Source organism: Cohnella rhizoplanae (assembly GCF_948329515.1).
GTDB lineage: Bacteria > Bacillota > Bacilli > Paenibacillales > Paenibacillaceae > Cohnella > Cohnella rhizoplanae.
Window position 1 is genome coordinate 492776 of record NZ_CAOJCN010000001.1, and the last position, 26504, is coordinate 519279.

Here is a 26504-nt window from a genome sequence, read left to right on the forward strand (position 1 = left end):
GCAACCGCCGCGGCCGTCATAAGTCTTGGTCAAGTCCGCCGTATCGATCATCATGGGCGGATCAGCGCCTCCGCCGCCTGCCGGAAGCCGGAAGCCGCGGAGAAATCCGCCGTGGCGACGCTAAGCAGGCCCATGCGGTCCCCGTCGAGCCATAGCAGGAAGCGCCTGGCGTCGCCCTCGGTCATGACCGCGTCGTATCCGCCGAGCCGCAGGCTCTCGGTCGCGCCGTCGCGCGCCGGCACCGGCAGGGTGCTCTGCCAGTCGCCGATGGCGGCCAGCTTGGTCCGCAGGCTCTCCGGCAGCACGGGCAGACCCAGGATCGCCTCGCGGACGACGGATGCGTCGATGCCGCCCTCGACGGTCAGCTCCGGCTTGCCGAACTGCAGCAGCCGCGCCGGCTTGCCGGCCAAGGTGCCCTCCATGACGAAGCCGTCGGGGATGCGCAGCGTGATCGCTTTGCCGTCCGCCTCGGCCGGCAGGGTCGTGGCGCTGCCCAAGCGGGTCAGCAGCCGATTGACCGCCTTCACGTTCAGGCGGAACGTGAGCGCCGTGGCCGGCTGGTAGGATGGGGCAGCGGGGCTGCCCAGCCGGAGCAGCGGGACGCCCAGCATCCGGTCCGCTTCCGCCCACGTCACGGTGCGCGCCTCGCCGCCGCCCGATTGGGTCAACGTGCCGTATTGAGCCAGGTCGAAGCTCCGGTCCCCGTCTGGAGACCCGCGCTCGAGCAGGTTGGAGATAGCCGCCATGTCGTCCGTCGAGAGGCCGACGCCGACCACGTGCTGGATGCGGAAGGTATCCAGCATCGCGGCCAGGGTCCGGTCCCCGAGCGGGGTGGCGATCAGCCCGGCGGCGACGGCGGCCGCGGCGATGCCGGCGGACCATCTCCGAAGCCGGCGCCTTGCCGGCTTTTCCGTCCGCCAGCGGCCGCCGCCCGTCTCTTCCCGTCTCGCCGCGCCTGCAATCATAGGCGCCGGGCCGGCCGCGGCGGCTGGAGCCGCCTGCGGCGCACCGTTTGCATGTGTCCGATTCATCGTGACCGCACCATCCTTCTCCGTATTATCCGGCTTCCCATACGTACTAGCCTGCATCGTACCAGCCTGCATCGTACCCGCCCCGTTGACGACCGCCTCGTTGTTACCAGCCTCGTTCGTTACGGCCCCGATTCCGGTTCCGTCCGAACGCCGATCGGTCTCGGCTTGCCTCCACAACGCGGGAACCGGCTCTCCGGCCGCCGCCCGCTCGAACCGCTCCCAGGCCCGATCCGTATCAAAGACCGGCTTCCCGTCGGTCCGCTTCTCCTCGTAAGCCATCGTGCCGATCCTCCTCCTGCCCGTATTTCTTTTTCAGCCGTTCCTCCGCCCGGGCGAGCAGCGTGCCGACGATCTTGGGGTTGACCGCAAGCCGGCCGGCGATCTCCTCGTAGCTGTACCCTTCCTCCCGCAGCAGCAGGGCGGTCCGGTCCCGGTCCGACAGCTTCTGCAGCACCGTCCGGACCACGTCGATCTCCCACTCGCGGATGACCTCCGTCTCTCCCGATGGGACGGCGCCTTCCGACCAAGCCGCGACGCGCGCGGTTTCCTTCTCCAATAACGCCTTGCCCGACGACCGTTGCCTGAGGTAATCGTAGCCGATCCGGGTCAGCACCCGGTGCAGCCAGGCGCCGGAGGCCTCCAGCCGTTCCGGAGGGTTCCGGTAGAGCCGCAGGAATACCTCCTGGGCCAGATCCTCCGCCGCCGCGTAATCGCCGGTCAGTGCATAGAGCTTCCGCGCCACCCCGGGGTAATGCTCCCGGAACAAGCGCTGGAACAGCTCGGGTATCCGTGCGCCTTCCTCCATGTTGCAGCCGCTCCCCCTTTCGATGGTAAGACGGGTACCGGACCGGTTTTGTAGCAGGGTCGACAAACCATTTCTCCCCCGAAGCCGGCTCCATGCGAAAAAATAAGCTTCCGGAGCGATCCGGAAGCTTGCGGCGCCTGTCAGGCTTTAATGAGAAAGATCATGTCGCGGCCGTTTTTTTCGGGCTCCCGCGCCAGCTCGTAGCCGTGCTTGACGACCTCCTCCGGCACGTTGCGGTAGGCTGCGGGACAATCGACGATGACCTGCAGCAGCTGTCCACGGCTCATATCCTTAAGGGTCTCCAACGTATAAATGACGGGATAAGGACAAGATTCGCCCCGAATATCCAGCGTATAATCAGCGGACACGTTTCATTCCCCCTTTTTTGAAGTCGGGTCTCCCCAGACCTTCGCCGAAGCGATAGTTCTTCTGCATATAGACCGCGACCGCGAAGGCCGCGGCCAGCACGAACAGCGTGGCGAAGAGGGCGAAGCCGGGGCCGATCTCGGTCAGCAGGTTGATCTTCGCGCCGCTCGCGACGAGCGCGTCATATACGCCCATGTGGTCCCACGCGTAGGCGAGGGCGGTGGCGCCGACGATATTCCCGACGAAGACGGGGAGGAAGACGATCTGGCCTTCCATCAGCCGGTACATCATGCCGGTCTCGCAGCCCGCGGCCATGACGATTCCGACGCCGAACAGGAGGCCGCCGACGAACGTGCTCGGCGCGGCCATCTTGGTCACCGGATCGAGTCCGTAGGTCTCGATGACGATCAGGGTCGCGACCGAGCTGATCGCCATGCCGACGAGGATCGCCTTGGTCATCGTCGCGCGGCCGCTGATCCACAGGTCGCGGAAGGCCGAGGTGAAGCAGATCTGGCCTCTCTCGATCAGAATGCCGAACAAGGCGCCGAACAGGGCGGCGACGCCCAGCATGCGATGGCCGGTCACGAAAAAGTAAACGATCAACGCGCCGTATGCCACCGCCGCGACGATGCCGACGACCGGCTGTACCTTCCTTGATCTCGCGCGAAGCGGCGTGACCGAGCCCTTGGTAAGCAGGGGCTTGCCCTTCCACCAACGCGCGGAGATCAGCTTCGCCCCCGCATACGTCCCGATGCCGGTCGCCAGCATGAAGATCCACGAGTGGAGCGAGAACTGGGGGACGCCCGTAAAAAAGGCGGCCAGGTTGCAGCCGAGGGCGAGCCGCGCGCCGAAGCCCGCGACGATGCCGCCGGCGAAGCCCTGTACCCAGCGGCGTTTCTGCCGCGGCACGCGAATCTTGAAGTTGTTGTTCAGCAGGATCATGATCAGCGCGCCGGCGAACATGCCCCATACGATCCAGCCGTCCGTGCGCGTCCAGGTCGTTCCCTTCATGCCGATCAGCTGATAATAGCTCCAGTCCGATATGTCCGTGCCGAACAGCTCGAGAATATGGCCGCCGAGCCGCGTGAATTCGCCGGTTACGGCCCATACGGTCTTCGTTATGCCGAAATACGCGGCGCTCAGAATCCCCGCGAGAGCCATCGCCATATAAGGGCTCCAATAACTTAACACCCATTTTTTATAAAAACCGCTCATCTTGTACCCAAACCTCTTTCAATCTAGATTTCTGCCTCGATTCCCGACTCTCATATTACTACAACTCTGCATACGGTATATAGCAAAGTATATCAAAAATAGTTATATACAATCGATAGATACCAAAATTTGGGGTCACTAAAAAGGAGTTATATGCCGATATACGGTATAAATGAATATATATAAGGAGGTTTATGATGAAAATAACATATAAATGGAAATTAAGGGTGTGGATGTCGATTCTGTCGGCGGCTATCATTACCGTGTCCTTGCCTCCCGCAGGCAGCGCTTACGGGGAAGAAGCGGCGCTTCGAACGGGAAACTATTATTACAGCATCACGCCCGATGCGGGCAGCTCTCCCGACCGCGTCACGACGACCGGCTTGGTCTCCTCCGCGAACGGCGTGCTGTTCGACGGCTCGAACGCCACGTACGCCGCCTGGATGGGAAGCGGGACGTCCTATTCGACCGTGCGCGTCGTCATCGATCTGCTCAAGGATTACCCGCTCGACCGGATTCGCGTCGTGCTCGATTCGCCCAATAAATACTGGGGCTTCAAGGACATGACCGTGAAATACCGTCCGGAGTCGGCGCGCGGCTACTACATCGCCGACAGGCACGTGAGGTCCGGTACCGACCTGGCCTACGCGGTAAACGTGCCGATGGGGGACCAGAGGGCCCGGTTCGTCATCCTGGAGGTCAAGCGGACGCAGGCTTACCAGCATATCCCGCTTGTCGAGGTGGAAGTGTACAGGGGCGCCGGCGAAGTCTCCTTGACTGCGGGCGTCGCGCTGACTCCGACGCAGATGAAGGCGGAGCTGGCCAAGGATGCCCTGATGGTCGACCCGTACGGACAGTGGATGAGCGAGACCTGGACGGGCAAGGTCGCTTCCGACGCCCAGCTGCAGCAGGAATACGCGAACGAGGCGAGTCAGCTTGCGGGCGTAACGCTGGACCAGACCCGATACGATGCGTACGGCGGAATCAAGAGCAAAGGAAAATACGCGGCCACCGGATTTTTCCGGCTGCAAAAGCTGGACGGGCGGTGGTGGTTCATCACGCCGGACGGATATCCATTCATTATGAAGGGCGTGGACGCCGCGAGCCTATGGGAATCCGGCTATAAGACGCCGCTCCTCAAAGCCGACGGCACGACGAGAGAAATTTTCGGGGAGCTGCCGGATCGCACCCGCTACTCGCCGGCTTACACCAACGACGCGGACGGGCAGTACGTAAGCTTTCTCGTCGCGAACGTCATGAAAAAATACGGAACCGACTATGAGACCAAATGGGAGTCGATCACCAAAAAGCGGCTGATCGATTGGGGCTTCAACGCCTTCACCAAATGGACCAAGCCGAAAAATATCGCGTTTCCGTATATTCAAGTGCTTCAGGACCCTGCGACGCTGAGAAGAATCCAGTGGACGTACGACGTCTTCGATCCGCAGAGCGCGACCGTCATCGAGAACGCGTTAAAAGCCCAGCTTCAAGCCGCGAAGGCGAGCAATTGGCTGATTGGCTACACTTACGACAACGAAGCGGGCTGGAACGACGAGATCGTGAAGCAGGTGCTGGCGTACACCTCAAGCTCGCCGGCGAAAAGCGCGTTCGTCGACTTCATGGCGCCGAGGTACAACAACGATCTCGGCGCCGTCAACCGGCTGCTGGGCACGAACGCCGCCTCGTTCGCCGCGCTGAAGGATGTACCGATCGACATGTCCAAGGTTCCCGGCATCGACGTATCGGAGTATATCCGGCTCGCCTCCGACAAGTATTATTCAATGATCCAAACCATCATCCGCAAATACGACCCGAATCACCTGTTCCTCGGGACGTCCGTCGTGCCGACCTGGCGGACGAGTCTGGATTGGGATCAGGGGGCCATGCCGTACGTCGACGCGTTCTCCGTGGACAGCTATACGCGGGATAACGCCTGGATATCCAGATACGAGGCTTACGGCAAGCCGCTGCTGAACCAGGAATATTCGTTCGGCGCCTCTATGCGGGGACTGTCCTACATCAGCGCGCCGACCAAGACGGACACCGTCGCGGAGAGAGGCGCGGCCTTTCAGACCTTCATCGAGAGCCAAGCGTCCCATCCGCTGTTCGTCGGTTCGGGCTGGTACGCCTACTACGATCAGCCGGTCACGGGGAGGCCGGACGGCGAGAGTTACAATACGGGACTCGTGAACCAGCAGGATCAGCCTTACAAGGAGATGGTCGGCATCATGAAGAGCGTGCACGCGGGGGTGGAGAACGTGCATGCCGGCGCCTCTGCCGCGCTCTTGCCCGCGCCCGCGCCGCTAACGGTCGAAGCCGAGAAATTCGCCGCGCAGACGGGAATCTCGACGTTGACCGCCGCGACGGGCGGCCAGCATCTCGGCTCGTTGCAGCCCGGCGATTGGGTCGCTTATGCCAACGTCGATCTGACGGGGATGAGCAAGATCGAGCTCAAGGCGGCCTCGGTCAAAGCGGGTACCGTACGGGTCAGAACCGGCGGCCCGAAGGGCGCCGTCATCGGCACGCTGAGCGTCGCTGCCACGGGCGGGCTGGACAAGTGGACGACGTTCCAGGCGGCTCTGACGCCTACCGCGGGCCTGCAGAATATATACCTTACGTTCGAGAACGCGGACGGCGGCGAAGTCGGCCTTATCGACCAATTCCGCCTTTATTTCTAAAATGCGGGTACGAGACGGCTGCGCTGATCGCAGCCGTTTTTTTTTCTTGCGGTTGACTGTAGAGCCGATCGGTAGTATGCTTACGACATTAGAATGAACGTTCGATTTAATGTGAATGGAGGTGGCGCCGAATGTTCGGCCGTTACAACAAGGTACAGCGCGCCGTGCTGGAGACGACGCTAGGCATCATTATCCGCAAGGAGCTGCAGGCTACGTCGATGGCGCTCATCGCCAAGGAATCCGGCGTATCGACGGGCAGCATCTATCATTATTTTCAAAGCAAGGAAGAGATCGTGAACGAGCTGTACAGGGCGATCGTCGCGTTTAACGGCGAATACGTCCGCGAGGGACTGACCCAAGGCGCGACGCTTCGCGAGAAGTTCGAGGCGGGGTGGCGACGGGTCGTCGACTTGGGCTTGAAGTATCCGGCGGGTTTTCAGTTCATCGAGCAATATTCGTTTTCGCCTTATATTTACGACGATGTCAGGCTAGCCGCGTATACCGGCGGGTGGTGCGAGCCGATGAACCGGCTGTACGCGGATGCGATCGCGCGCAAGCTGTTCGTCCCGATGAATCCGAAAATGATGGTGCAGATGCATTACGGGACGTTCGTGTACCTGCTCAAAGCGAATCTGCACGAGATCTACGCGCTCGACGAAGACAGCATCGGAGAAGCGATCCGGTCCTGCTGGAACGCCGTACTTCTCCCGGAAGCGGCGGGTGCGCAGCTATAGCGAGGCGGCTACCCCCGGTTTTTTTTGCAATAATTAGAATGAACATTCGATCTAAACTGATGGAGGCTAAAACATGAGCATGAATATCGACGCGAGTAAGAAGGACAAAGTAGCGCTGGTGACGGGCGCAACGAGCGGGATCGGCAGGTCCACCGCCCTGCTGCTCGCTTCCGAAGGCGCGACGGTCGTCGTCGCCGCCCGCCGCGAAGAAAAGGGACGGCAGGTCGTCGAAGAAATCCGGGCGCTTGGCGGAGAAGCGGCGTTCCTGAAGATGGACGTCGCAAACGAAGAGAGCGTCCGCGACGGCATCCGGTGGATCGTCGGCCGATACGGGAAGCTGGACCTCGCCGTGAACAACGCGGGGATCAGCAAGAGACCCGCGCCATTGATCGAGACCGATACGAAGGACCTGCAGGACGCGCTGCAAACGAACGTCGTCGGCCTCTTCGCCAGCATGAAGCACGAAGCGGCGGCCATGCTTAAGACCGGCGGCGGCGCCATCGTGAACGTGTCCTCGATCAACGGCCTCCGTCCAACCGATCGGTCGAGCGCCTACAGCGCATCCAAGTTCGCCGTCGAAGCGCTAACGAAGGTCGCCGCCAAGGAAATGGCCGGCCATAACATCCGGATCAACGCGATCGCGCCGGGGCCGACGAAGTCCGAGATCACGGAAGGGCTCGGCGAGGAACTCTTGGCAGGCTTCGCGCAGCTCATCCCGGCCAAGAGGATGGCCGAATCCGAAGAAATCGCCAAGGCGATCGCGTACCTGCTGTCGGATGACGCGGCCTTCGCGGTCGGCTCTACTTGGGTGATGGACGGCGGTTTAATCCTGTGAGGATCAAGTCGCGATGACCCGCGCTGCGAAGCTTCGACATGCAAATGCTGGACAGAATCCGATGTTCTGCTATAATGAGAGACGTTATCGATCCATGCCAAGCACGACGACAATCGAACAAACCCCGGGGGAGCTGGAGATAGGCCGGCTGAGAGTGCATCCCGCTTTTTAAGATGCAGACCCTTGAACCTGATCTGGTTAGGACCAGCGTAGGGAGGCGGGAAGCGCGAATGGGATTCGCGCGTTTTGTCCATGTTTATTTAGGACGCCCTCCGAATACGGGGGGCGTTTTTTGATTGCCGCGGACGAGGCGTCATAAGAGAGGGAGTAGAGGAAATGGGACTGGCAATGGGCAAGAAGAGCTGGCGCGGCAAAGGCGCGGCGGCGATCGCGGCGCTGTTGATCGTGGCAGGCTGCGGGGGCAACGGGAACAATGAGGGTAGCGGCGGTTCGGCCGCGGCTTCGCCGGGCGCGAGCGCGCCGGCGACGGCGTCGGCCGCGGGCGGACAGGCCGCCGATCTCGGCAAGGTCAAGCTGGTGCTGGATTGGACGCCCAACACGAACCACACGGGATTGTATGTCGCCGCGGACCAGGGCTACTGGAAAAAGCGCGGGCTCGACGTCGAGATCGTGCTGCCGCCGGAGAGCGGCGCGGATCAGATGGTCGCGACGGGCGCCGCGGACTTCGGCGTAGGCGCGCAGGAGGGCCTCACGCTGGCCAGAGAGAACGACATGCCGATCGTCTCGCTCGCAGCCATCATTCAGCATAATACGTCGGGCTTCGCATCGCCCGCGGACAAGAACATCAAGGAGCCCAAGGACTTCGAGGGCCACAGCTACGGCGGATGGGGCTCCCCGGCCGAGCAGGCCGTCATCGGCTCGATGATGCAGCAGCAGGGCGCGGACGTGAACAAGGTCAAGTTCGTCAACGCGGGCACCGCCGACTTCTTCACCGCGATTCAGAAGGACATCGACTTCGAATGGATCTTCTACGCCTGGACCGGCATCGAAGCCGAGCAGCGCGGCATTCAGCTGAACATGGTCTACCTGTCCGACTTCGACAAACGCCTCGACTACTACACGCCGGTGCTGACGACGAGCGAGAAGATGATCGCGGGCAAGCCGGACGTCGTCCGCGCGTTCGTCGAGGGGGCCTCCGAGGGGTATCAGTACGCGATCGATCATCCGGCCGAGGCTGCGGACATGCTGATCAAGGCCAATCCCGACCTGAACGCGGATCTCGTGAAGGCGAGCCAGGCGTGGCTGAGCCCGAAGTATAAGGACGACGCGCCGCGCTGGGGCGAACAGAAGCGGGAAGTGTGGTCCGGCTATGCCGAGTTCCTGAAGGAGCACGAGCTGCTCGCGAAGGATCTGGACTACGACGCGATGTTTACGAACGAATTTTTGCCGCAGCCTTAACCCCGAGATCTTAAAACCAACGGACCTAACCCAAGGAGGATTAACCATATGGCGCAAGCGCTGCTCAGCATTCAGATCTTACCGAAGCCCGCGAACCCGGGAGATGACACGCATCTGTACGTCGACCGCGCGATCGAGATCATCAAGGCGTCCGGCGTCGCGTATCGGGTGGGGCCGCTCGAGACCACGATGGAGGGCGACCTCGACCAGCTGCTGGATATCGTAAAGGAAATGAACCGGGCGATGTTCGAGAAGGGCAGCCCGTCCGTCCTGTCGCAGATCAAGCTGCTCGTTCACGGCGCCGACGGGGCTTCGATGGCGCATCTGCTGCGCAAATACCCCGATGGACAGTAAGGTCAGCCGATGGCTGCTGCCGGTCGGAACCCTTGCCTGCGCGCTGCTCCTTTGGCAGGCGAGCGTGGCGATATGGGATATCAAGCCGTTTACGCTGCCATCGCCGCTTGCCATCGGAGAGCGGATCGTCGAACAGTGGGACCGGCTGCTGGCCCAGAGCGGCTCCACGCTGCGGCTCGCCCTGAAGGGGATCGGGCTCGGCATCGCGCTCGGCGTGCTGTCGGCCATCGTCTTTCACTTGATCCCCGTCGTACGGGCAGCGCTCTCGCCGATCATCGTCATCACCCAGAACATTCCGTTGATCGCGCTCGGGCCGCTGCTCATCATCTGGTTCGGCTTCGGGCTGACGCCCAAGCTGGTGCTGCTGGCCCTCGTCTGTTACTTCCCGATCGCGTGGTCGATGCTGGCCGGGCTCGGGCAGGCGGATCCGCATCTGCGCGAGTATCTCGAGATGATCGGCGCGGGCCGGCTCACGGTGCTGCGGCGGCTGGAGCTGCCGGCGTCGCTGCCGTATTTCTTTTCGGGACTTAAAATTACGGCGACTTATAGCATCACGGCCGCCATCGTGGCGGAATGGCTCGGCGCGAGCGAGGGCATCGGCTATTACTTGGTGCTGAAGTCCAAAGGGTACGACACGACGAGCGTTTTCGCCGCGATCGTCTGCATCGTCGGGATGGCGCTGGCCTTCTACGGCATCGCGGCGCTGCTCGAGCGGCTTGTCGTCCGCTGGCGGCCCGCAGGCCGGAGCGGACAGGGGGGAGGCGCGCTATGAACGGACCGGACAAGCTGGAATTGATCGGTATCGGCAAGAGCTACGCGCGCGGCGGGAAGCGCCATCCCGTGCTGGACGACATCTCGCTGCGCGTGGCCGACGGCGAATTCGTCACGCTGCTCGGTCCGTCGGGCAGCGGCAAGTCGACGCTGTTCCGGCTGATCGGCGGCGTCGAACGACCGGATGCCGGGCGCATCCTGATCGACGGCGCGGAGACGACGGGCGAGCGGGGGCATATCAGCTACATGCCGCAGCAGGCGTCGTTGTTCCCGTGGATGTCGGTCGCGGGCAACATCGCGTCGGCGCTGACGACGGCCGGGATCGAGCGCCGCCGCGCGGCCGCCCTGGCGGCGGAGTGGCTCGGCCGCATCGGCCTGGCGGACGTGGCGGACGAATACCCGCAGGTGCTCTCGGGCGGGATGCAGCAGCGCGTGTCGTTTCTGCGGGCGCTGCTCATGCCCCGCGGCGTCATGTGCCTCGACGAGCCGTTCGCCGCGCTCGACGCGCTCACGCGGGCGGAGATGCAGGCCTGGCTCCTGCGGCTGTGGGAGGAGGAGCGGCGCTCCGTGCTGTTCGTGACGCACAGCATCGAGGAGGCGCTGACACTGTCGGACCGCATTTACGTGCTGTCCAAGGCGCCGGCGACCGTGCTGCGGGAGATCGCGGTCCCGTTCGACAGGCCGCGCCGGGCGGACGTCTGGAAGGAGCCCGCGTTCGTGGCGCTCAAGGAGGAAGTGCTGGCGCTGCTGCAGCGGGGAGGTGCCGGCGATGGCGTATGACGCGCATCTGCACGTCGACCAGTATCCGCCGGACCGCCGGGAGGCGCTGCTCGCGGAGGCGTTCGCCGCCGGCGTGGACGGCGTCGTCGCCGTCTCGATGCATCCGGCCTCCTGCGAGGAGACGCGCAGGCTCGCAGCGGGCTGGCCTGGGCGGGTGATGCCCGCCTACGGGCATCACCCGGAGCAGCCGCCGCTCGGGGCAGCGGAGCTGGCGCGGCTGTGCGACCGGATGCGGCAGCTCGCGGCGGATGGCGAAGCGTTCGCGGTAGGCGAGGTCGGCTTGCCGTACTATACGCGGACGGAGGCGGAGGCGCGGGGCGAGCCGTTCGACGAAGCGCCCTATCTGGCGCAGCTCGATGCATTCGCGCGGCTCGCCGCCGAGCTGGACCGGCCGATCGCGCTCCATGCGGTGTACGAGGACGCGGATAAGGCCCTCGAGCTGATGGAGCTTCACGGCGTCAGGCGCGCGCACTTTCACTGGTACAAAGGGGCGTCGGAGACGACGGCTCGCATCGCGGCGAGCGGGTATTTCATCTCGGTGACGCCGGACGTGCTGTACGAGCCGGATATTCGCGAGCTTGCCGCGGCTTTTCCGATCGGACAGCTGATGGCGGAGACGGACGGCCCCTGGCCGTTCGAAGGCCCGTTCGCGGGGACGGAGACGGCGCCTGCCATGACGCGGGCGGTCGCGCGAGAGATCGCGGCGCTGCGAGGGCTGGCGCCGGAGACGGTCGAGCGGGAGCTGGATGGCAATACGCGCGCGTTTTACGGATTCGGGCGATAATCGCCGATCATACAGAAGAAGCCATGCGATCCTTATACAGGAGGCATGGCTTCTTCTTATATACCCGCGGCGCTTAGCCGTGGTAGCTGCCGGCCGGCGCGTTCAGCACCCACTCGAGCAGCAGCATTTGCTCCCCGATGCGTTCGGCCTCGGCCTGCAGCGCGGGCCTCGCATCCGCCGCAGCCTCCGCGTACAGCGCCTCGAGCGCTTCCTTGCGCGAGCCCAGTTCATGGTACTTTCGTTTGATCTGATCCGCCGTTCTCATATGGCCTCCCGTTCTCTATCGCATGATAGGATGATATGCGTCCCGCCGAATAGGGACCTAGGACTGCGCCGCCCGCTTGGGAACGGCGCGCAGCACGTACAAGTAGTATCCCGCATAATAGGCGATCAGGATGAAAAGAATCGCGGCCGTCCACGGATCGCGTCCGTACTGCTGGAGGGCGCCGGCGCCGCCGAAAGCATCCGCGGTCTGCGTCGCGGCCGGCATCGCGAACAAAAACCGGTAGGCGATCCTCCCCACGAACAGCGCGATGACAAGCGACTCGATGACGACGTGCGTCCGGTAGTACAGGCCGTCGGTCCGCCGTTCGACGACGCTGTGCCGGATGGCGAACCAGGCGAGCAGGCCGCCGAGCGCCAGTCCAACGGCGTCCCCGGCAAATACGACCGGGTGCATGAAGCCGGTCGCGATCAAGACGAGGCCGACGACGGAGAATAGGCCGACCCGGATCTGGAGCCGCCTGGGGCGCAGCAGCTGGAAGCCGACCGTGCGCCGGATCCGACGGTACAGGAAAAAGGCGATCAGCAGCAGCGGGACCGCGAACTGCGCGGTTTGGTTCATGGGACAACGTCCTTTCGCGTCTTGAATATCGTTTGATTAGTTTACCAATGAGGACGGGGTGTCGTCCATCGGTCCGAGGGATGAGCCGGATATTTCCCGCAAGCGGACGGGGGAGGGCAAGCCCTGTACTTGGAAAGGCGCGCGTACGGCAAAAAGCCGCCGGTGGACGGCGGCTTCTGCGTGGCCGGGCGAAGGGATGACGAAATCAGCGACTGGAACGCGGCGTGGACTGCGGATCTTGCTTGAGCGTTTCCGACACCTCGGTTACCAAGAACGCCAAGTAATTTCTAAGCGAGAGACGTTGCTGCTTCATTCGTCATCACACCTCCTTCGCACGCGGTACTGTTATTATTTTCTTACACCGCCCGAGGCCGGTTGAATCTGATACTGCCGCGAATGGACGCAGACGAGCGACAACGCGAAAAAAGCCGGACCCGAATGGGCGCCGGCCGTCGCTTGCTGGACACAACTGTCGCGGAATGTCTCCCTGCCGTCAGGTGGAGAACCGAATCGTTAAATAGATGACCAGGACGAACAAAAACACCGCCAAGCAATAGCCCAGCACGAGCGCAACCGCCTTCGGACCGTTCACAGTCGATTCACCGCCCTGCTTGTAATGCTTCTATTATACAGGACGGGTCCCGGGAAAAAGAAATGAAGCGTTTGTGAATATTGAACGAGCGCCTCCCCATACGATCTGAGTATGCGTGCAAGAGGAGGAAGAATACATGTTTAAAAGGGTCGACCGGCTGGCCATCGAGCTGCCGATTGGCGCGCATCCGGACCCCAACGGCGCGAGCGCCGTCCAAGAGCTGATGGGCGGGCGTTTCGGAGAAATGTCAACGCTAAACAATTACATGTTTCAATCGTTTAACTTCCGCGGCAAAACCAAGCTGCGCGCGTTTTATGACATCGTGGCCAGCATCACCGCCGAAGAGTTCGGCCATGTCGAACTCGTGGCCAATACGATCAACGTCATGCTGTCCGGGACGACGTCGCCGGGAGACCCCGACTCGACCCCGCTCGGTCCGACCAAAGACCTTCGGATGTCCTCGCATTTTATCGAAGCCGCCCAATCGGCGCTTCCTTACGATTCGATGGGCCGGCCTTGGAACGGAACCTACGTGGTGAACAGCGGCAACCTGATTTTCGATCTGCTTCATAACTTTTTCCTCGAATGCGGGGCGCGCACGCACAAGATGCGCGTCTATGAAATGACCGACCATCCAACGGCCAGGGCGATGACCGGCTATTTGCTCGTCCGCGGAGGCGTCCACATTTTAGCCTATGCCAAGGCGCTGGAGATCGCGACGGGCGTAGACGTCACGAAGATGTTCCCCATTCCGCGTCTCGACAACAGCGCGTTCGATGCGACCCGCAAATGGGAGGCGCAGGGCGAGCATCGGAGGCTGTACACCTTCAGCGACGACGACTACCAGCATATCGCGCAGATCTGGAAGGGTACCCATCCGACGGACGGCGGCAAGCTCGAAGCGTTCAAGGGCCTGCCGGGTTACAGCGGTCCGATCATCGACTTCCCCGATCTGCCGGAGGAGTTCGCGCCCGGCATCTCGCGCGAAGATCTGTTCCAGATCGCGGAGCGTCTGAAGCGGAGCGCCGGACTGTAACGAGCGGGCGAAGGATCGTGCCGGTGTCTTTGGCAGTTCAGAGAAATAAATGGCGCAGCCGCGTATATTTTCCCGGCGTCCGGCCATACTGCTATTATCGGCGTCGAGAGATGCCGGTGATAACCGCGGAGAAGGCTTACGTTTCCCCATAAGTTCTTCGTCCGGTTTCTCCTCTCCCATGAGGCCCTCGTCGCGAGACGGGGGTCGTTTTTTATGCGCGGATGCCCCGTTCCCGCCGGCGCGGGCTTCCCGCGGAAGGCGGGATATGATAACATAAGCACCATCCAAAGCCGCGGCGGACCCGCGGCTGTCTTGCTGTAAGTCACGAATGATTTTACGCGCACGGGGGTCGAACTTCACAGATGAGAGTCATATCCGGCGAGGCAAGGGGGCGGCCGCTGAAGGCGGTGCCGGGCCAGACGACCCGTCCGACGACGGACAAGGTCAAGGAAGCCCTCTTCAGCATGATCGGCCCGTACTTCGACGGGGAACGCGTGCTGGATTTGTTCGCGGGAACGGGCGGGCTCGGGATCGAGGCGCTCAGCAGGGGCGCCGGACATGCCGTCTTCGTGGACGCCAACCAGCGCAGCATCGAGATCGTCCGCGCTAACCTGGCGGCCACGCGGCTCGCGGACAAGGCGGAGGTGTACCGGCAGGACGCAGGCAAGGCGATCAAGCTGCTCGAGCAGCGCGGGGCCGCGCCGTTCGATCTCGTTTTCCTTGATCCGCCCTACGCCATGAAGAACTGCGATGCGCTGCTGCAGGAGTTGACCGAGCGCGGGCTCGCGGGCGAGCATACGGTGGCGGTCGTCGAGCACGAATCCGGCTTCGCCTACGACGAGCGGATCGGCGTATACGAGCGGCGCCGGCTGGCCTTGTACGGCGAGACCGCGATATCCATCTATAGATACGGAGGAGACGCATAGGTGAATTCCAAATCCAACCGCCCCGAAGGCGAGCATCGCATCGCGGTATATCCCGGCAGCTTCGACCCGGTCACGTTCGGGCATCTCGATATTATCCGGCGGGCGGCCAAGCAGTACGACAGGCTGATCGTCGCCGTACTGAACAATACGACCAAGAGTCCGCTGTTCACCGTGGAGGAGCGGACAAGCCTGCTGCTGGAGGTGACCAAGGACCTGCCCAACGTGGAGATCGGCAACTTCCGAGACCTGCTCGTGCGTTACTTGCGTTCGCAGCAAGCGCAGGTCATCGTGCGCGGTATCCGGTCGGTCACGGACTTCGAATACGAGCTGCAGATGGCCTCGACCAACCGCCAGCTCGACGAGGGCATCGAGACGATCTTCATGATGACCAATCCCAAATATTCGTATCTGAGCTCGAGCATCGTCAAGGAGATCGCCAAATTCGACGGCGCCGTGCAGGATCTGGTGCCGCCGGCGGTCGAGGCGGCGCTGCGGGGAAAGTTCGGCAAGCGGGATTGATCGACGAAGGGGCTCTCCGGCATTGGCTGCCAGAGAGCCCCTTCGCATAACCGCAAGCCGTCCGGTTTACTCGCGTCGCTTGCCGCGGCGCGGCGAGATGACGGCTGCGAGCAGGGATAGCAGCACGAAGATGCCCAGGCAGGCGAGCGTCGCCATCGTCGTGCCGGGCAGCAGCGCCCACCCGGAGGGGAGCGGGCCGGAGACCGGCAGGGAAGAGGCGGAGGGTCCGGCCACCGCCTGCCAGAGCGGCCCGAGCGGGGCGAACATGCCCCGTTCCGCGGCGAGAGCCAGCGGGTAGGTGGCCGCCAGGGCTAGCGCGGCGTGCAGCAGACGGCCGGCGACGAAGCGCGACCAGGGGAAGCGGCCCCCGCTCCAGGCGGCGCGGGCCTGCAGCAGGCCGCTGACGCCGCTCCACGCGAGCGCGGCCGCGATGAGTGCCGCGGCCTTGGCCGGCGCGGACTCGAACAGCGCGGACCGGCCGGAGGCGTAGGCGCCCAAGTGCATCTCGTACAGGCTGGGCACGGTCAGCCAGGCGTCGGTGCCCGGCAGCAGCGTCTGCACGATGCGCAGCAGCACGGCGCACATCATCATGAGGCCGCCGATCGCGAACAGCGTGGCGACGGCGCTCGTGACGGCGTCAGCGGTCTGCTTGCCGAACGGGCGGGGGTCCGCGAGGCGCGCTTCCTGCATCGCCAGGTAGGCGCGGCGCAGGGCTGAGGCCCGGCCTGGGGCATTGCCGTTGGCTAGCGCGATTGTAACGTTCAAACCGTCGCGTGAGGCATCTGCGCCGCTATCCGCGCTGCGCTCCGTCAGCCCGGCAACGGCTTCGGGCCCGCCCGGCTCCCGATCTTCGCCGGCAATACGCGGCCAGATCATGCCCGCCGCGATGCCGGACAGCCATAGTCCGGCGGCGATGGCCCATCCGTAGACCGGCGCCTGCAGGAAGCCGCTGCCCACGACGACAATGACGAGAAAAGGATTGGGCATATGCGACAGAATGAGCAGGGATTCCGCTTCGCGGGCGCGGATCAGCCCGGCGTCCCGCAGACGGGCGGTCTCCCGGGCGCCGGCCGGTATGCCGGCCGTCCAGCCGAGAGCGGCAACCCAGCCCGCGGCGGGCGGCAGCCTGAAGAGGCGCCGCAGCCAGGGGCTGCCGAGCGCGGCGAGGCCGTGGAGCAGTCCGGAGGCGGCGAGCAGCTCCGCGAGCATCAAGGGCGGGAGCAAGCCGGGAAAAACGGTGTTCCACCAAATGGCCAGTCCGCCCAGCGAGGCGCGAAAGGCGTCGTCGGGCGACCGCACGATGCCGACGACGAGCGTCAGCGCGCAGGCGCCGAGAAGGACGGAGATGAAAACGGATTTGTTGCGCGCGGCGGATCCGGGCATAACGCGGCCTCCTCACGCCCATTCGGGACTAACGGATGGCCGTGGATCGGGGGAATGCGCGCCACTGGCGGCGCGTACGCGATCGCAAGTCAAAGCCATGGCCGCTCAATGGGACATGGTACAATGTACGCGGGGCCATCCGTCGTTAGACCAGACTTGTCCGCGAGGCGGAGCGCCCGAAGGTTTCTTGTTATTGAAGGAGAGGTTGCGAGATGCGGATCGAACCGTTAACACCGGAGGAAAAACCGCCGATGGACCTGCTGCTGCTGGCCGATCCTTCGGCACGTCTGGTCGAGCAGTATTTGCGGCGCGGGGAATGCTATGTGGCGCGTGCCGGCGAGAAGGAGCCCGTCGGCGCGTACGTCCTGCTCCCGACGCGGCCGGACACCGCCGAGCTGGTGAACGTCGCGGTGGATGAGCGGCATCAGGGGCAAGGCATCGGCAAGGCGCTCGTCCGGCATGCGGTCGAGACCGCAAGGAGGCGAGGATATCGGACCGTTGAGGTCGGGACCGGCAACTCGGGCGTCGGGCAGCTGGCGCTGTACCAGAAGTGCGGGTTTCGGATCGTAGCGGTCGACATCGACTTTTTCGTGCGGCATTACGACGAGCCGATTTTCGAGAACGGCATTCCGTGCAGGGACATGATCCGGATGTCGCAGGATTTATGAAAGGCAGACGATAAGAAGAGCCCGCTTATACCCGCACCGGCGGTTCCGTGTAGTCGCGCCAGGCATCGGCGGGCCGCCCGGCGGCGAAGGCCGCGGCATAGACCGCGGTCGCGCGCGCGTCCATCGCCAGAAACGGCCAATCTCCGTCCGCGGCGGAGTGGACGACCGGCACGGCAGCCGTCTTTTTCATCCGCTTGAGCAGCGCCTGCCCCCGGGCGGTAAAGCCGAGCACGCGAATGTACTGGACCCCGCCGGCCAGCCGTTCGCCGTCCAGATCTTCCTTGCGGTGTCCGAGCAGGATGCGGGCGAGCGTCCGCTGCAGCTTGGTGCGGGTATAGCGCTTCGTCTTGAGCAGGTCGAGCAGCTCGTCGACCCGCCACGACCGCAGCTCGCGCAGCGCGCCCTTGATACGGTGCTCGAGTCCCTCGGTCACCTCGGCATAAGCCGCCAGCTCCGACGCGGGCAGCGAGCCGAGCAGATGGAACAGCGGACGGGCAAAGTGCGCCCAGGCGACCGGCGCCCTGCCGGCAGCGGCCTCCCGCCGCAATATCTCGAGCGTGGCGGCCGGCGCGTAGGGCGCGAGGCCGTCCAGGGCGCCGCCCGCTTCGCCGATCAGCTTGCGAAGCGCCGTCGCGCTCGCGATCGCCGCGTCGGTGATCGAAGCCTGGTTGTAGTCCGACTTTTCCCTGCGGATCGAGTAGGCCTTGATCGGACTGCCGAGCCTGCGCAGCGCCAGCAAGTAATGGAGCCCTAGCGTGTGGTTCGGCTGAGACAGCCCGAATGCCGCGTCCGCTTGGCCCTCCGCTGCGAGCAGCTCGCGCGCCGCATCGGCGTAGGCGGTCGGGTAAGGCAGCCCAGCCTTCAACAGCTCGCCCAGCCGCAGCCGCATGCTCTCGGGCTCCGCCGCCAGCCGGTCGGCGACGCGCGAGAGGGCCGCCGCGTCGCCGCTCTCGCTGCCGAAGCACAGGGCGTCGCAGACGCCGGTCGCAGCGAGCGCGGCGACCGCGCCGTAGGCGAACCACTGCGCGGGCTGGGCGCTGTAGGCGACGGGCAGCTCCAGCACGAGATCGCAGCCCGCGCGCAGGGCCATCTCGGCGCGCGCCCACTTGTCGGCGATCGCTGGCTCGCCCCGCTGCAGGAAGTGACCGCTCATGACGGCGATGGCCGCATCCGCGTCCGTTATTTTCCGCGATTGTTGTACATGATAGAGATGACCGTTGTGCAGCGGGTTATATTCGACGACGAGGCCGACGGTGGACATGGGCGGGAAGCTCCTTTGAAGCGTGAATTACAGATATGATATCATGAAGTGAACGGGATTTCCCGATTCGCTTGCGGCTGCCGCTTAGCGCGTTAAATGTTGACAAAAGCGCTTATGCGCGTCTATAATTATTTTTGTTTGTTTGGAGTGATAATATGTTGCTCAATGTACAGGAACTGAAGGCAGCCAAGACCAAGCTCGAGCTGCGCGAGACGATCGACATCGCCGATCTGCTGTCGCAGGTGCCCGGCGTACGTCCGGCCGGTCCGCTCCAAGCGGACGTCACGGCCGAGCCATCCGGCGAGTTCGTCAAGGTGGCCGGCAAGCTTGACTGCAATCTCGAATGGACATGCGTTCGCTGTTTGACCGCGTTCGAAGAGCCGCTTCATATTCCGTACGCCGAGAGCTTCAAGCAAGTCTCGCAGGAAGTGGCGGCGCTCGGAGAACAGGACGACGAGGACTTCGTGCCGTTCCACGGCGACCGGCTGGAGCTTCGGCCCTATTTACAGGACGAACTGCTGCTGAATCTGCCGCTGTCGAAGACTTGCAGCGAAGACTGCAAGGGACTCGACCCGGAAACCGGCGAAAACCTGAACGGCAAGCCCGACCGGCCGCAGCCGATTAAGATCGATCCGAGGCTGGAGGCGCTCAAAGGCTGGTTCGATTCCGAACGTTCATAACGACATCGAAATAGGAATGCCGATAAAGGCCGCTTTCGCTTTCGACTCTGGTAAGGAGGTGGGAACATGGCAGTACCTTTTGCAAAAACATCCAAATCTCGTAAAAACAAGCGCCGGACGCACTTCAAATTGGTCGTTCCGGGTTTGGTTAAGTGCGAACAATGCGGAGAATTGAAAATCTCGCACCGCGTGTGCAAGGTTTGCGGCACGTACAAATCCCGCGAAATCATCAAGCAATAATGAAATAACGCGTCCCGGCGTGACTAGCGTCAAGGCGCGTTTTTCTTTATGTCGGATTGGCACCAGGTATCAGTATGAACATATAAGGCGGTGTCGCCATGGAACGCATGCCCAAGAAGCAACGCCATCAGCAGCTCGCCCGCCTCATCGAGGAGAACCCGTTCCTGACCGACCGCGAGTTGACGCGCCTGCTCAAGGTCAGCATCCAGACGATCCGGCTCGACCGACTGGAGCTTGCGATTCCGGAGCTGCGCGAGCGGCTCAAGCTGATGGCGGAGCGCTCCTACGACCCGGTCCGGTCGCTGCCGCTGCACGAGATCATCGGGGACATTCTCGATCTGCAGCTCGACAAGAGCGGCATCTCGATGTTCGAGATCCGGGACGAGCACGTCTTCTCCCGCAGCGGCATCGCGCGCGGACATCACGTGTTCGCGCAGGCGAACTCGCTCGCGGTCGCCGTCATCAACGACGAGATCGCGCTGACCGCCTCCGCCGACATCCGCTTCATCCGTCCGGCACGGCTCGGCGAGAAATGCATCGCCAAGGCCTACGTGCGGTCGAGCGGCGCCCAGAAGGGCAAGGCGAAGGTTGAGGTGTTCACCTACGTCGGCGACGAGATGGTGTTCCAGGGCAACTTTGTGATCTATCGTTCCGCGCGGGCTGCGGACGAGGAAGGGACGGGAGAGGCATGAAAATCGCGATCGACGCGATGGGCGGCGACCAGGCGCCCCGGGCGACGATAGAAGGCGCGCTGGCCGCGGCCGCCCAATGGCCGAAGGCGGAGCTGCTGCTCGTCGGCCGGCCGGAAGCGCTGGAGCCGCTGCTCGGAGCGGGCAAGCCTTCTAATATAAAAATCGTGCCGGCATCCGATATCATCGAGCCGGACGACGAGCCGGTGCGCGCCGTGCGGCGCAAGCCGGACGCCTCCATGAACGTGGCGGCCCGGATGGTGAAGGAAGGGCAGGCCGACGCGATGATCTCCGCGGGCAACACCGGCGCCCTGATGGCCGCCGGGCTGCTCGTGCTCGGCAGGCTGAAGGGCATCGACCGTCCCGGCCTAACCTCGCTGTTCCCGACGACGGACGGCCAGGGCGTGCTGACGCTGGATCTGGGCGCCAACATGGACGCGAAGCCGGAGCATCTGCTGCAGTACGCGCTGATGGGCAGCATGTACCGACAGAAGGTGCACGGACTCGCCAGCCCCAAGGTAGGGCTGCTGAACGTCGGCACCGAGGCGGCCAAGGGCAACGAGCTGAGCAAAGCCGCATTCGAGCTGCTGGAGACGGCGCCGATCCACTTTATCGGCAACGTCGAAGCGCGCGACGTGCTCGGCCGCAGCTGCGACGTGCTCGTCTGCGACGGCTTCTCCGGCAACATCCTGCTCAAGGCGATCGAAGGCGCGGCCGAGACGGTGTTCGGCCTGCTCAAGCAGGAGCTGACCAGCAGCCTGCGCTCCAAGCTGGCGGCCGCCGTGCTGCGTCCGAATTTCCGTCGCGTCGGCAAGATGATGGATTACAAGGTATACAATGGCGCGCCGCTGCTCGGCGTGAACGGCCTCATCGTCAAGAGCCACGGCTCCTCGGACGCCACCGCGACGATGCATGCGATCCGCCACACGGTAGCCGCGATCGACAATGGACTCATCCCTGCATTGGCCGAAGAATTCGGCGGAAAGTGAGAGAGAAGACGATGAATGGAATTCCCGTAGGCGTCCTCGGCATCGGCAAGTACGCGCCGGAGCGCCGTCTGACGAACCAAGAGCTCGAGCAAATGGTCGATACGAACGACGAGTGGATCGTCAGCCGCACCGGCATCCGCGAGCGCCGCATCGCCGCCGAGCACGAGGCGACGAGCGATCTGGCGTACGAAGCGGCCGTCAAGGCGCTGGCGTCGGCGAACATCGCGGCGGATCAGCTCGACCTGATTATCGTAGCGACGATTACGCCAGACATGTTTTTCCCGTCGACCGCCTGCATCCTGCAGGACCGGCTCGGCGCGAAGAAGGCCGCCGCGTTCGATCTGTCCGCCGCTTGCTCCGGCTTCATCTACGGACTCGCCAACGCATCCGGCTTCATCGCGCTCGGCACTTACAAGTACGCGCTCGTCATCGGCGCGGACACGCTGTCGCGGATCACCGACTACGCGGACCGCAACACCTGCGTGCTGTTCGGCGACGGCGCAGGCGCGGTCGTCATCGGACCGGTGCCCGAGGGACGCGGCTTCAAGTCGTTCGAGCTCGGCGCGGACGGCTCCGGCGGCCCGCATCTGCGCATTCAGGGCGGCGGATCGCGTCAGCCTTCGTCCGAGGATACGGTGGCCGGCAAGCGGCACTTCATCGAGATGAACGGCCGCGAGGTGTTCAAGTTCGCCGCGCGCGTCATGGGCAATGCGGCCGAGGAAGCGCTCCGCAAGGCGGGCGTGGACAAATCCGAGGTCGACCTGCTCGTGCCGCACCAGGCGAACATCCGCATCATCCAAGCTTCGCTCGAGCGGCTCGAGCTGTCCCCGGAGAAGTGCGTCATCAACGTGGACCGCTACGGCAACATGTCCGCGGCTTCGATCCCGCTTGCGCTCGCGGAGGCCGTCGAGGATGGGCGCGTGAGCGAAGGCGACACGATCGCGCTCGTCGGCTTCGGCGGCGGGCTCACCTGGGGCGCTTCGGTGCTGGTCTGGTAAAGGAATAGAGGAGGCTGACACACGTGGGCAAAATCGCATTCGTATTTCCAGGACAAGGCGCGCAGGCGGTAGGCATGGGCAAGGATGCCGCCGAGGCGTTCGAAGCGTCGCGCCGCGTTTACGAGGCGGCGGACCGGGCGCTCGGATTCTCCGTATCGGAGCTGTGCTTCGAGGGGCCGGAGGATTCGCTGCGCCAGACGGCCAACACCCAACCCGCGCTGCTCGCGACGAGCGTGGCGCTGCTCGAGGCGTTCAAGGCGCGCGGCGTGAAGCCGGACTACGTGGCCGGCCACAGCCTCGGCGAATACAGCGCGCTCGTCGCGGCGAACGTCCTCGACTTCGCGGACGCGATCCGTCTTGTGCGCGCGCGCGGCTCGTTCATGGAAGAGGCCGTGCCGAGCGGCCAAGGCGCCATGGCGGCGACGCTGGGCGCGGAGCGCGAGGCGCTCGAGGCGCTCTGCCGCGACGTATCGGCCTCCGGCGCCCAGGTCGAGCTCGCCAACGTCAACTGCCCCGGCCAGATCGTCGTGTCCGGCACGGCGGCAGGCGTGGCGGCGGTCGTCGAGCGGGGGAAGGAAGCCGGCGCTAAACGGGTGATCCCGCTCGACGTCAGCGGGCCGTTCCATTCTTCGCTCATGCGCCCGGCGGCCGACAGGCTCTCGGCCAAGCTCGACGAAGTCGCCTTCCGCGATGCCGAGGTGCCCGTCGTAGCCAACGTGACGGCGGACGCGGTCAGCGAAGGCGCGCGGCTGCGCGAACTGCTCGTAGAGCAGGTCGTCTCTCCCGTGCTCTGGGAGGACAGCATCCGCTATCTGATCGGCCAGGGCGTCGATACGTTCGTGGAGATCGGCTCCGGCACCGTGCTGGCAGGGCTGATCAAGAAAATCGACAAGTCGGTCCGCACGATATCGGTGAACGGCGCCGCCGGCGTGAACGAGGCCGAGCTCGGCTAAAAGCCGAAGCCCGAGCCCGGCTGCGGACGCTGCGGCAATGAATACGGCCTGAAGTGATTATGCCTAACGCGAGAGGGGTATTAATATGGCGGAGTTTGATCTTAGCGGCAGAGCCGCGCTCGTAACCGGCGCGTCGCGCGGTATCGGCAGGGCCATCGCGCTCGCGCTGGCCGGGGCGGGCTGCGACGTGGCCGTGAACTACGCGGGTGGCGAAGCGGCCGCCCGGGAGACGGCGGACGCGATCGAGGCGCTCGGCCGCAAGGCGATCCTGGTGCAGGCGAACGTCGGCAAGGCCGCGGAGTTCGAGGCGATGGTGCAAAGCGCGATCGAGGCGTTCGGCAAGCTGGACATTCTCGTGAATAACGCCGGCATCACGCGGGACAACCTGATCATGCGCATGAAGGAAGAAGACTTCGACGCCGTCATCGAGACGAATCTCAAGGGCGTGTTCAACGGCATCAAGGCGGTGACCCGTCCGATGATGAAGCAGCGCTACGGACGCATCATCAACATCTCCTCGGTCGTCGGGGTGTTGGGCAACGCGGGACAAGCCAACTACGTCGCCGCCAAGGCGGGCGTCATCGGGCTGACCAAGTCCGCCGCGCGTGAGCTGGCTTCGCGCGGCATCACCGTCAACGCGGTCGCGCCGGGCTTTATCGAGACGGACATGACCGACAAGCTGCCGGCGGATATCCGCGAGGCGATGCTGAAGGAGATTCCGCTCGGCCGCATGGGCCGTCCGGAGGAGATCGCCGAGAGCGTGCTGTACCTGGCGTCGGATAGCGCTTCCTACATGACCGGACAGACGATCCACGTCGACGGCGGGATGTACATGTAACGGCGCTGCCGTACCCCGGCGGCCTGTGCCGCGGGCGTGCGGCGCATCGGATAAAGGGCTTTCGCGGAACCGTTTGCGCGCTGGCTTTTTGTCCATCTATCTCGTATAATACCAAAAGGGAGGTGAACCGGATGTCCGATGTATATGATCGCGTTAAACGCATCGTGGTCGAACGCCTGGGCGTAGAAGAGGCCGAAGTCACCAACGAAGCGAACTTTAAGGATGACTTGGGCGCCGACTCTCTCGATGTCGTCGAACTGGTAATGGAACTCGAAGACGAATTCGACTTGGAGATCTCCGATGAGGATGCAGAGAAGATCACGACGGTGGGAGAAGTCGTAAATTACATACAATCTCATGCCTAACTGATCTTACAAGGTCCCGCTTCGAAGAGCGGGACTTCTCCGCATTATGAATCTATTTTTGGGTCTGCGGCCCGGCGGCCTTCCGCTTGCGGACGGTCCCGGGCCGTCGCTACCTGCAGCGGGCCTCTGCGCTGGAGTCGCGGCGGACGCCGTATTTATTAGAACGATTCTTCCCGACGGACGAATCGCTGCAATAAATGACGGGATCCGATGCGCGCACGGACGCAGCTCATCCGCGGGAATCTTGCTTATACCGATCATTCCGGGGATCCGGATGCACGCGCATCCGAATCGCCCGGATTCTACGCGAGACGGACGCCGTCCGAGAGGACGGAGAAGCCGTTTACGCTTTGGCTGAAGAGGTGAAGTTGGTTTGGCACATCGTGTAGTAGTTACCGGCATGGGAGTCGTAACATCCCTGGGCACGGATCTGGATACGTTCTGGAATAGCCTGCTCTCCGGCAAGTCCGGCGTCAGCCTGATCGAGGCGTTCGATACCGCCGACTATCCGACGAAGATCGCGGCCGAGATCAAGAACTGGGAGCCCGAAGCGCACGGCATCGACAAGAAGGAAGCGCGCCGCATGGACCGCTTCGTGCAGTTCGGCCTGGCGGCATCGCTCAGCGCCGTGAAGGACGCGAAGCTCGAGATCGGCGTCAACGCCGATGCCGACCGCGTCGGCGTCAGCGTAGGCTCCGGCATCGGGGGCCTCGGCACCTGGGAAGACCAGCATACGATCCTCATGGAGAAGGGCCCGCGCCGCGTCAGTCCTTTCTTCATCCCGATGATGATCGCCAACATGGCAAGCGGACAGATCTCCATCGTCACGGGCGCCAAGGGCCCCAACACGACGGCCGTGACGGCTTGCGCGACCGGCACGCATTCGATCGGCGACTCGTTCAAGCTGATCCAGCGCGGCGACGCCGACGTCATGATCTGCGGCGGCGCCGAGGCGACGATCCGCCCGATCGCGGTGGCCGGCTTCTCCAACATGCGGGCGATGAGCACGCGCAACGACGAGCCTCACAAGGCGAGCCGCCCGTTCGATACGGACCGCGACGGCTTCGTCATGGGCGAAGGCGCAGGCGTGCTCATCCTTGAATCGTTGGAGCATGCGACCGCGCGCGGCGCGCGCATCTACGCCGAGGTGATCGGTTACGGCATGAGCGGCGACGCCCATCACATGACCGAGCCGGACCCGGACGGCGCGGCACGATGCATGGCGCGCGCGATCAAGGACGCCGGCATCGCGCCGGAAGAGATCGGCTACATCAATGCGCACGGCACGTCGACGCCGGTCGGGGACAAGTCCGAGACCGAGGCGGTCAAGCGCACGTTCGGCGATCACGCCAAGCAGCTCGCCGTCAGCTCGACCAAGTCGATGACGGGACACATGCTCGGCGCGGCCGGCGGCGTCGAAGCCGTCATCGTCGGGCTCGCGCTCCAGAACGGAGTGCTCCCGCCGACGATCAATCTCGACAACCAGGACCCGGAGTGCGATCTGGATTATATTCCGAACGTACCGCGCAAGGCGGACGTGAAGGTGGCGCTGTCGAATTCGTTCGGCTTCGGCGGACACAACGCCACGGTCATTTTGCGCAAATACGAGGCCTGACAGTAAGCGATCGGCCATGACGCAGGCGGCGTGCCGCCTGCGTTTTTTCTAAACGAGAAGACGGTCCCCCAGCGCGTCCGAGCGGACAAGCATCGCGATGCCGAGCTGGCGGCGGATCGATCGAAGGAGGATGCCG

At 63.8% G+C, this 26504-nt stretch carries 29 protein-coding genes and 1 riboswitch; of the genes, 21 read left to right on the forward strand and 8 right to left on the reverse strand.

From position 1 onward, the window contains the following. Window positions 1-50: 50 nt before the first annotated feature. The 4 genes from PQG80_RS02190 to yedE form a co-directional block, all read right to left on the reverse strand. Window positions 51-1310 (reverse strand): hypothetical protein, encoded by a 1260-nt coding sequence (locus PQG80_RS02190; protein ID WP_271749484.1) that lies wholly within the window; start codon window positions 1308-1310, stop codon window positions 51-53. Continuing rightward, window positions 1267-1836, reverse strand: a complete 570-nt coding sequence (locus PQG80_RS02195; RefSeq protein WP_271749485.1) for a sigma-70 family RNA polymerase sigma factor — start codon at window positions 1834-1836, stop codon at window positions 1267-1269. The genes PQG80_RS02190 and PQG80_RS02195 overlap by 44 nt, the downstream gene beginning before the upstream one ends. A 140-nt stretch (window positions 1837-1976) precedes the next feature. Then, a complete protein-coding gene (gene yedF, locus PQG80_RS02200) occupies window positions 1977-2204 on the reverse strand; it encodes a sulfurtransferase-like selenium metabolism protein YedF (protein WP_271749486.1) in 228 nt (75 codons plus the stop codon). Continuing rightward, a complete protein-coding gene (gene yedE, locus PQG80_RS02205; RefSeq protein ID WP_271749487.1) occupies window positions 2194-3417 on the reverse strand; it encodes a selenium metabolism membrane protein YedE/FdhT in 1224 nt (407 codons plus the stop codon). The genes yedF and yedE overlap by 11 nt, the downstream gene beginning before the upstream one ends. Before the next feature lie 197 nt (window positions 3418-3614). On the opposite strand from yedE, the gene PQG80_RS02210 reads away from it, so the two are divergent. The 8 genes from PQG80_RS02210 to PQG80_RS02245 all read left to right on the forward strand — a co-directional run bounded on the left by PQG80_RS02210 (window position 3615) and on the right by PQG80_RS02245 (window position 11772). Next, window positions 3615-6095, forward strand: coding sequence for a carbohydrate-binding protein (locus PQG80_RS02210; protein WP_271749488.1), 2481 nt, complete (start codon window positions 3615-3617; stop codon window positions 6093-6095). 131 nt (window positions 6096-6226) lie between these two features. Next, window positions 6227-6829 (forward strand): TetR/AcrR family transcriptional regulator, encoded by a 603-nt coding sequence (locus tag PQG80_RS02215; RefSeq protein WP_271749489.1) that lies wholly within the window; start codon window positions 6227-6229, stop codon window positions 6827-6829. Window positions 6830-6902: 73 nt separating this feature from the next. Then, window positions 6903-7664 (forward strand): SDR family NAD(P)-dependent oxidoreductase, encoded by a 762-nt coding sequence (locus tag PQG80_RS02220; protein ID WP_271749490.1) that lies wholly within the window; start codon window positions 6903-6905, stop codon window positions 7662-7664. 116 nt (window positions 7665-7780) lie between these two features. Then, window positions 7781-7897: riboswitch (TPP riboswitch) on the forward strand. 103 nt (window positions 7898-8000) lie between these two features. After that, entirely contained in the window at window positions 8001-9083 is a 1083-nt protein-coding gene (locus PQG80_RS02225) for an ABC transporter substrate-binding protein (RefSeq protein WP_271749491.1), read from the forward strand. 48 nt (window positions 9084-9131) lie between these two features. Continuing rightward, window positions 9132-9437, forward strand: coding sequence for a thiamine-binding protein (locus PQG80_RS02230; RefSeq protein ID WP_271749492.1), 306 nt, complete (start codon window positions 9132-9134; stop codon window positions 9435-9437). Beyond that, a complete protein-coding gene (locus tag PQG80_RS02235) occupies window positions 9427-10209 on the forward strand; it encodes an ABC transporter permease (protein ID WP_271749493.1) in 783 nt (260 codons plus the stop codon). Before PQG80_RS02230 ends, PQG80_RS02235 begins: the two co-directional genes overlap by 11 nt. Beyond that, the gene (locus PQG80_RS02240) at window positions 10206-10988 is read left to right on the forward strand and encodes an ABC transporter ATP-binding protein (protein ID WP_271749494.1); all 783 of its coding nucleotides are present in this window, start codon (window positions 10206-10208) and stop codon (window positions 10986-10988) included. Before PQG80_RS02235 ends, PQG80_RS02240 begins: the two co-directional genes overlap by 4 nt. Then, window positions 10978-11772 carry a TatD family hydrolase gene (locus PQG80_RS02245; RefSeq protein WP_271749495.1) on the forward strand — a complete coding sequence of 265 codons (795 nt, stop codon included), beginning with the start codon at window positions 10978-10980 and terminating at the stop codon, window positions 11770-11772. The genes PQG80_RS02240 and PQG80_RS02245 overlap by 11 nt, the downstream gene beginning before the upstream one ends. A 73-nt stretch (window positions 11773-11845) precedes the next feature. Here the strand turns inward: PQG80_RS02245 and PQG80_RS02250 are convergent, their stop codons facing one another. Continuing rightward, window positions 11846-12037, reverse strand: a complete 192-nt coding sequence (locus PQG80_RS02250; protein ID WP_271749496.1) for a hypothetical protein — start codon at window positions 12035-12037, stop codon at window positions 11846-11848. A gap of 57 nt (window positions 12038-12094) precedes the next feature. After that, on the reverse strand, window positions 12095-12616 hold the full coding sequence (locus PQG80_RS02255; RefSeq protein WP_271749497.1) for a CcdC protein domain-containing protein: 522 nt from the start codon (window positions 12614-12616) through the stop codon (window positions 12095-12097). A 728-nt stretch (window positions 12617-13344) separates the two neighbouring features. On the opposite strand from PQG80_RS02255, the gene PQG80_RS02260 reads away from it, so the two are divergent. From PQG80_RS02260 to coaD, 3 genes are all read left to right on the forward strand, one after another. Then, entirely contained in the window at window positions 13345-14244 is a 900-nt protein-coding gene (locus tag PQG80_RS02260; protein ID WP_271749498.1) for a manganese catalase family protein, read from the forward strand. A 362-nt stretch (window positions 14245-14606) separates the two neighbouring features. Beyond that, complete coding sequence (gene rsmD, locus PQG80_RS02265) at window positions 14607-15170, forward strand: 16S rRNA (guanine(966)-N(2))-methyltransferase RsmD (protein WP_271749499.1); 564 nt, start codon at window positions 14607-14609, stop codon at window positions 15168-15170. Further along, the gene (gene coaD, locus PQG80_RS02270) at window positions 15171-15689 is read left to right on the forward strand and encodes a pantetheine-phosphate adenylyltransferase (protein WP_271749500.1); all 519 of its coding nucleotides are present in this window, start codon (window positions 15171-15173) and stop codon (window positions 15687-15689) included. It abuts the gene before it with no gap. A 66-nt stretch (window positions 15690-15755) separates the two neighbouring features. Here the strand turns inward: coaD and PQG80_RS02275 are convergent, their stop codons facing one another. Further along, on the reverse strand, window positions 15756-17072 hold the full coding sequence (locus PQG80_RS02275; protein ID WP_271749501.1) for a hypothetical protein: 1317 nt from the start codon (window positions 17070-17072) through the stop codon (window positions 15756-15758). A 212-nt stretch (window positions 17073-17284) separates the two neighbouring features. Between PQG80_RS02275 and PQG80_RS02280 the strand changes: the two genes are divergently transcribed. Beyond that, window positions 17285-17740, forward strand: a complete 456-nt coding sequence (locus tag PQG80_RS02280) for a GNAT family N-acetyltransferase (RefSeq protein ID WP_271749502.1) — start codon at window positions 17285-17287, stop codon at window positions 17738-17740. 25 nt (window positions 17741-17765) lie between these two features. Here PQG80_RS02280 and PQG80_RS02285 read toward each other — a convergent pair whose 3' ends face one another. Further along, complete coding sequence (locus PQG80_RS02285) at window positions 17766-19001, reverse strand: nucleotidyltransferase (RefSeq protein ID WP_271749503.1); 1236 nt, start codon at window positions 18999-19001, stop codon at window positions 17766-17768. A gap of 155 nt (window positions 19002-19156) precedes the next feature. Between PQG80_RS02285 and PQG80_RS02290 the strand changes: the two genes are divergently transcribed. The 9 genes from PQG80_RS02290 to fabF all read left to right on the forward strand — a co-directional run bounded on the left by PQG80_RS02290 (window position 19157) and on the right by fabF (window position 26368). Continuing rightward, window positions 19157-19681 carry a YceD family protein gene (locus PQG80_RS02290; protein WP_271749504.1) on the forward strand — a complete coding sequence of 175 codons (525 nt, stop codon included), beginning with the start codon at window positions 19157-19159 and terminating at the stop codon, window positions 19679-19681. Between the two features lie 66 nt (window positions 19682-19747). Beyond that, window positions 19748-19921, forward strand: coding sequence for a 50S ribosomal protein L32 (rpmF, locus tag PQG80_RS02295; RefSeq protein ID WP_271749505.1), 174 nt, complete (start codon window positions 19748-19750; stop codon window positions 19919-19921). Window positions 19922-20028: 107 nt separating this feature from the next. After that, the gene (fapR, locus tag PQG80_RS02300; protein ID WP_271749919.1) at window positions 20029-20613 is read left to right on the forward strand and encodes a transcription factor FapR; all 585 of its coding nucleotides are present in this window, start codon (window positions 20029-20031) and stop codon (window positions 20611-20613) included. Further along, window positions 20610-21599, forward strand: a complete 990-nt coding sequence (gene plsX, locus PQG80_RS02305; RefSeq protein ID WP_271749506.1) for a phosphate acyltransferase PlsX — start codon at window positions 20610-20612, stop codon at window positions 21597-21599. The genes fapR and plsX overlap by 4 nt, the downstream gene beginning before the upstream one ends. 11 nt (window positions 21600-21610) lie before the next feature. Continuing rightward, window positions 21611-22597 (forward strand): beta-ketoacyl-ACP synthase III, encoded by a 987-nt coding sequence (locus PQG80_RS02310; protein WP_271749507.1) that lies wholly within the window; start codon window positions 21611-21613, stop codon window positions 22595-22597. A gap of 23 nt (window positions 22598-22620) precedes the next feature. Beyond that, on the forward strand, window positions 22621-23550 hold the full coding sequence (gene fabD / locus PQG80_RS02315) for an ACP S-malonyltransferase (protein ID WP_271749508.1): 930 nt from the start codon (window positions 22621-22623) through the stop codon (window positions 23548-23550). 85 nt (window positions 23551-23635) lie between these two features. Further along, a complete protein-coding gene (gene fabG / locus PQG80_RS02320; RefSeq protein WP_271749509.1) occupies window positions 23636-24388 on the forward strand; it encodes a 3-oxoacyl-[acyl-carrier-protein] reductase in 753 nt (250 codons plus the stop codon). Window positions 24389-24519: 131 nt separating this feature from the next. Beyond that, the gene (acpP, locus tag PQG80_RS02325; protein WP_090117455.1) at window positions 24520-24753 is read left to right on the forward strand and encodes an acyl carrier protein; all 234 of its coding nucleotides are present in this window, start codon (window positions 24520-24522) and stop codon (window positions 24751-24753) included. A gap of 373 nt (window positions 24754-25126) precedes the next feature. Continuing rightward, complete coding sequence (fabF, locus tag PQG80_RS02330; RefSeq protein WP_271749510.1) at window positions 25127-26368, forward strand: beta-ketoacyl-ACP synthase II; 1242 nt, start codon at window positions 25127-25129, stop codon at window positions 26366-26368. Window positions 26369-26504 lie beyond the last annotated feature (136 nt).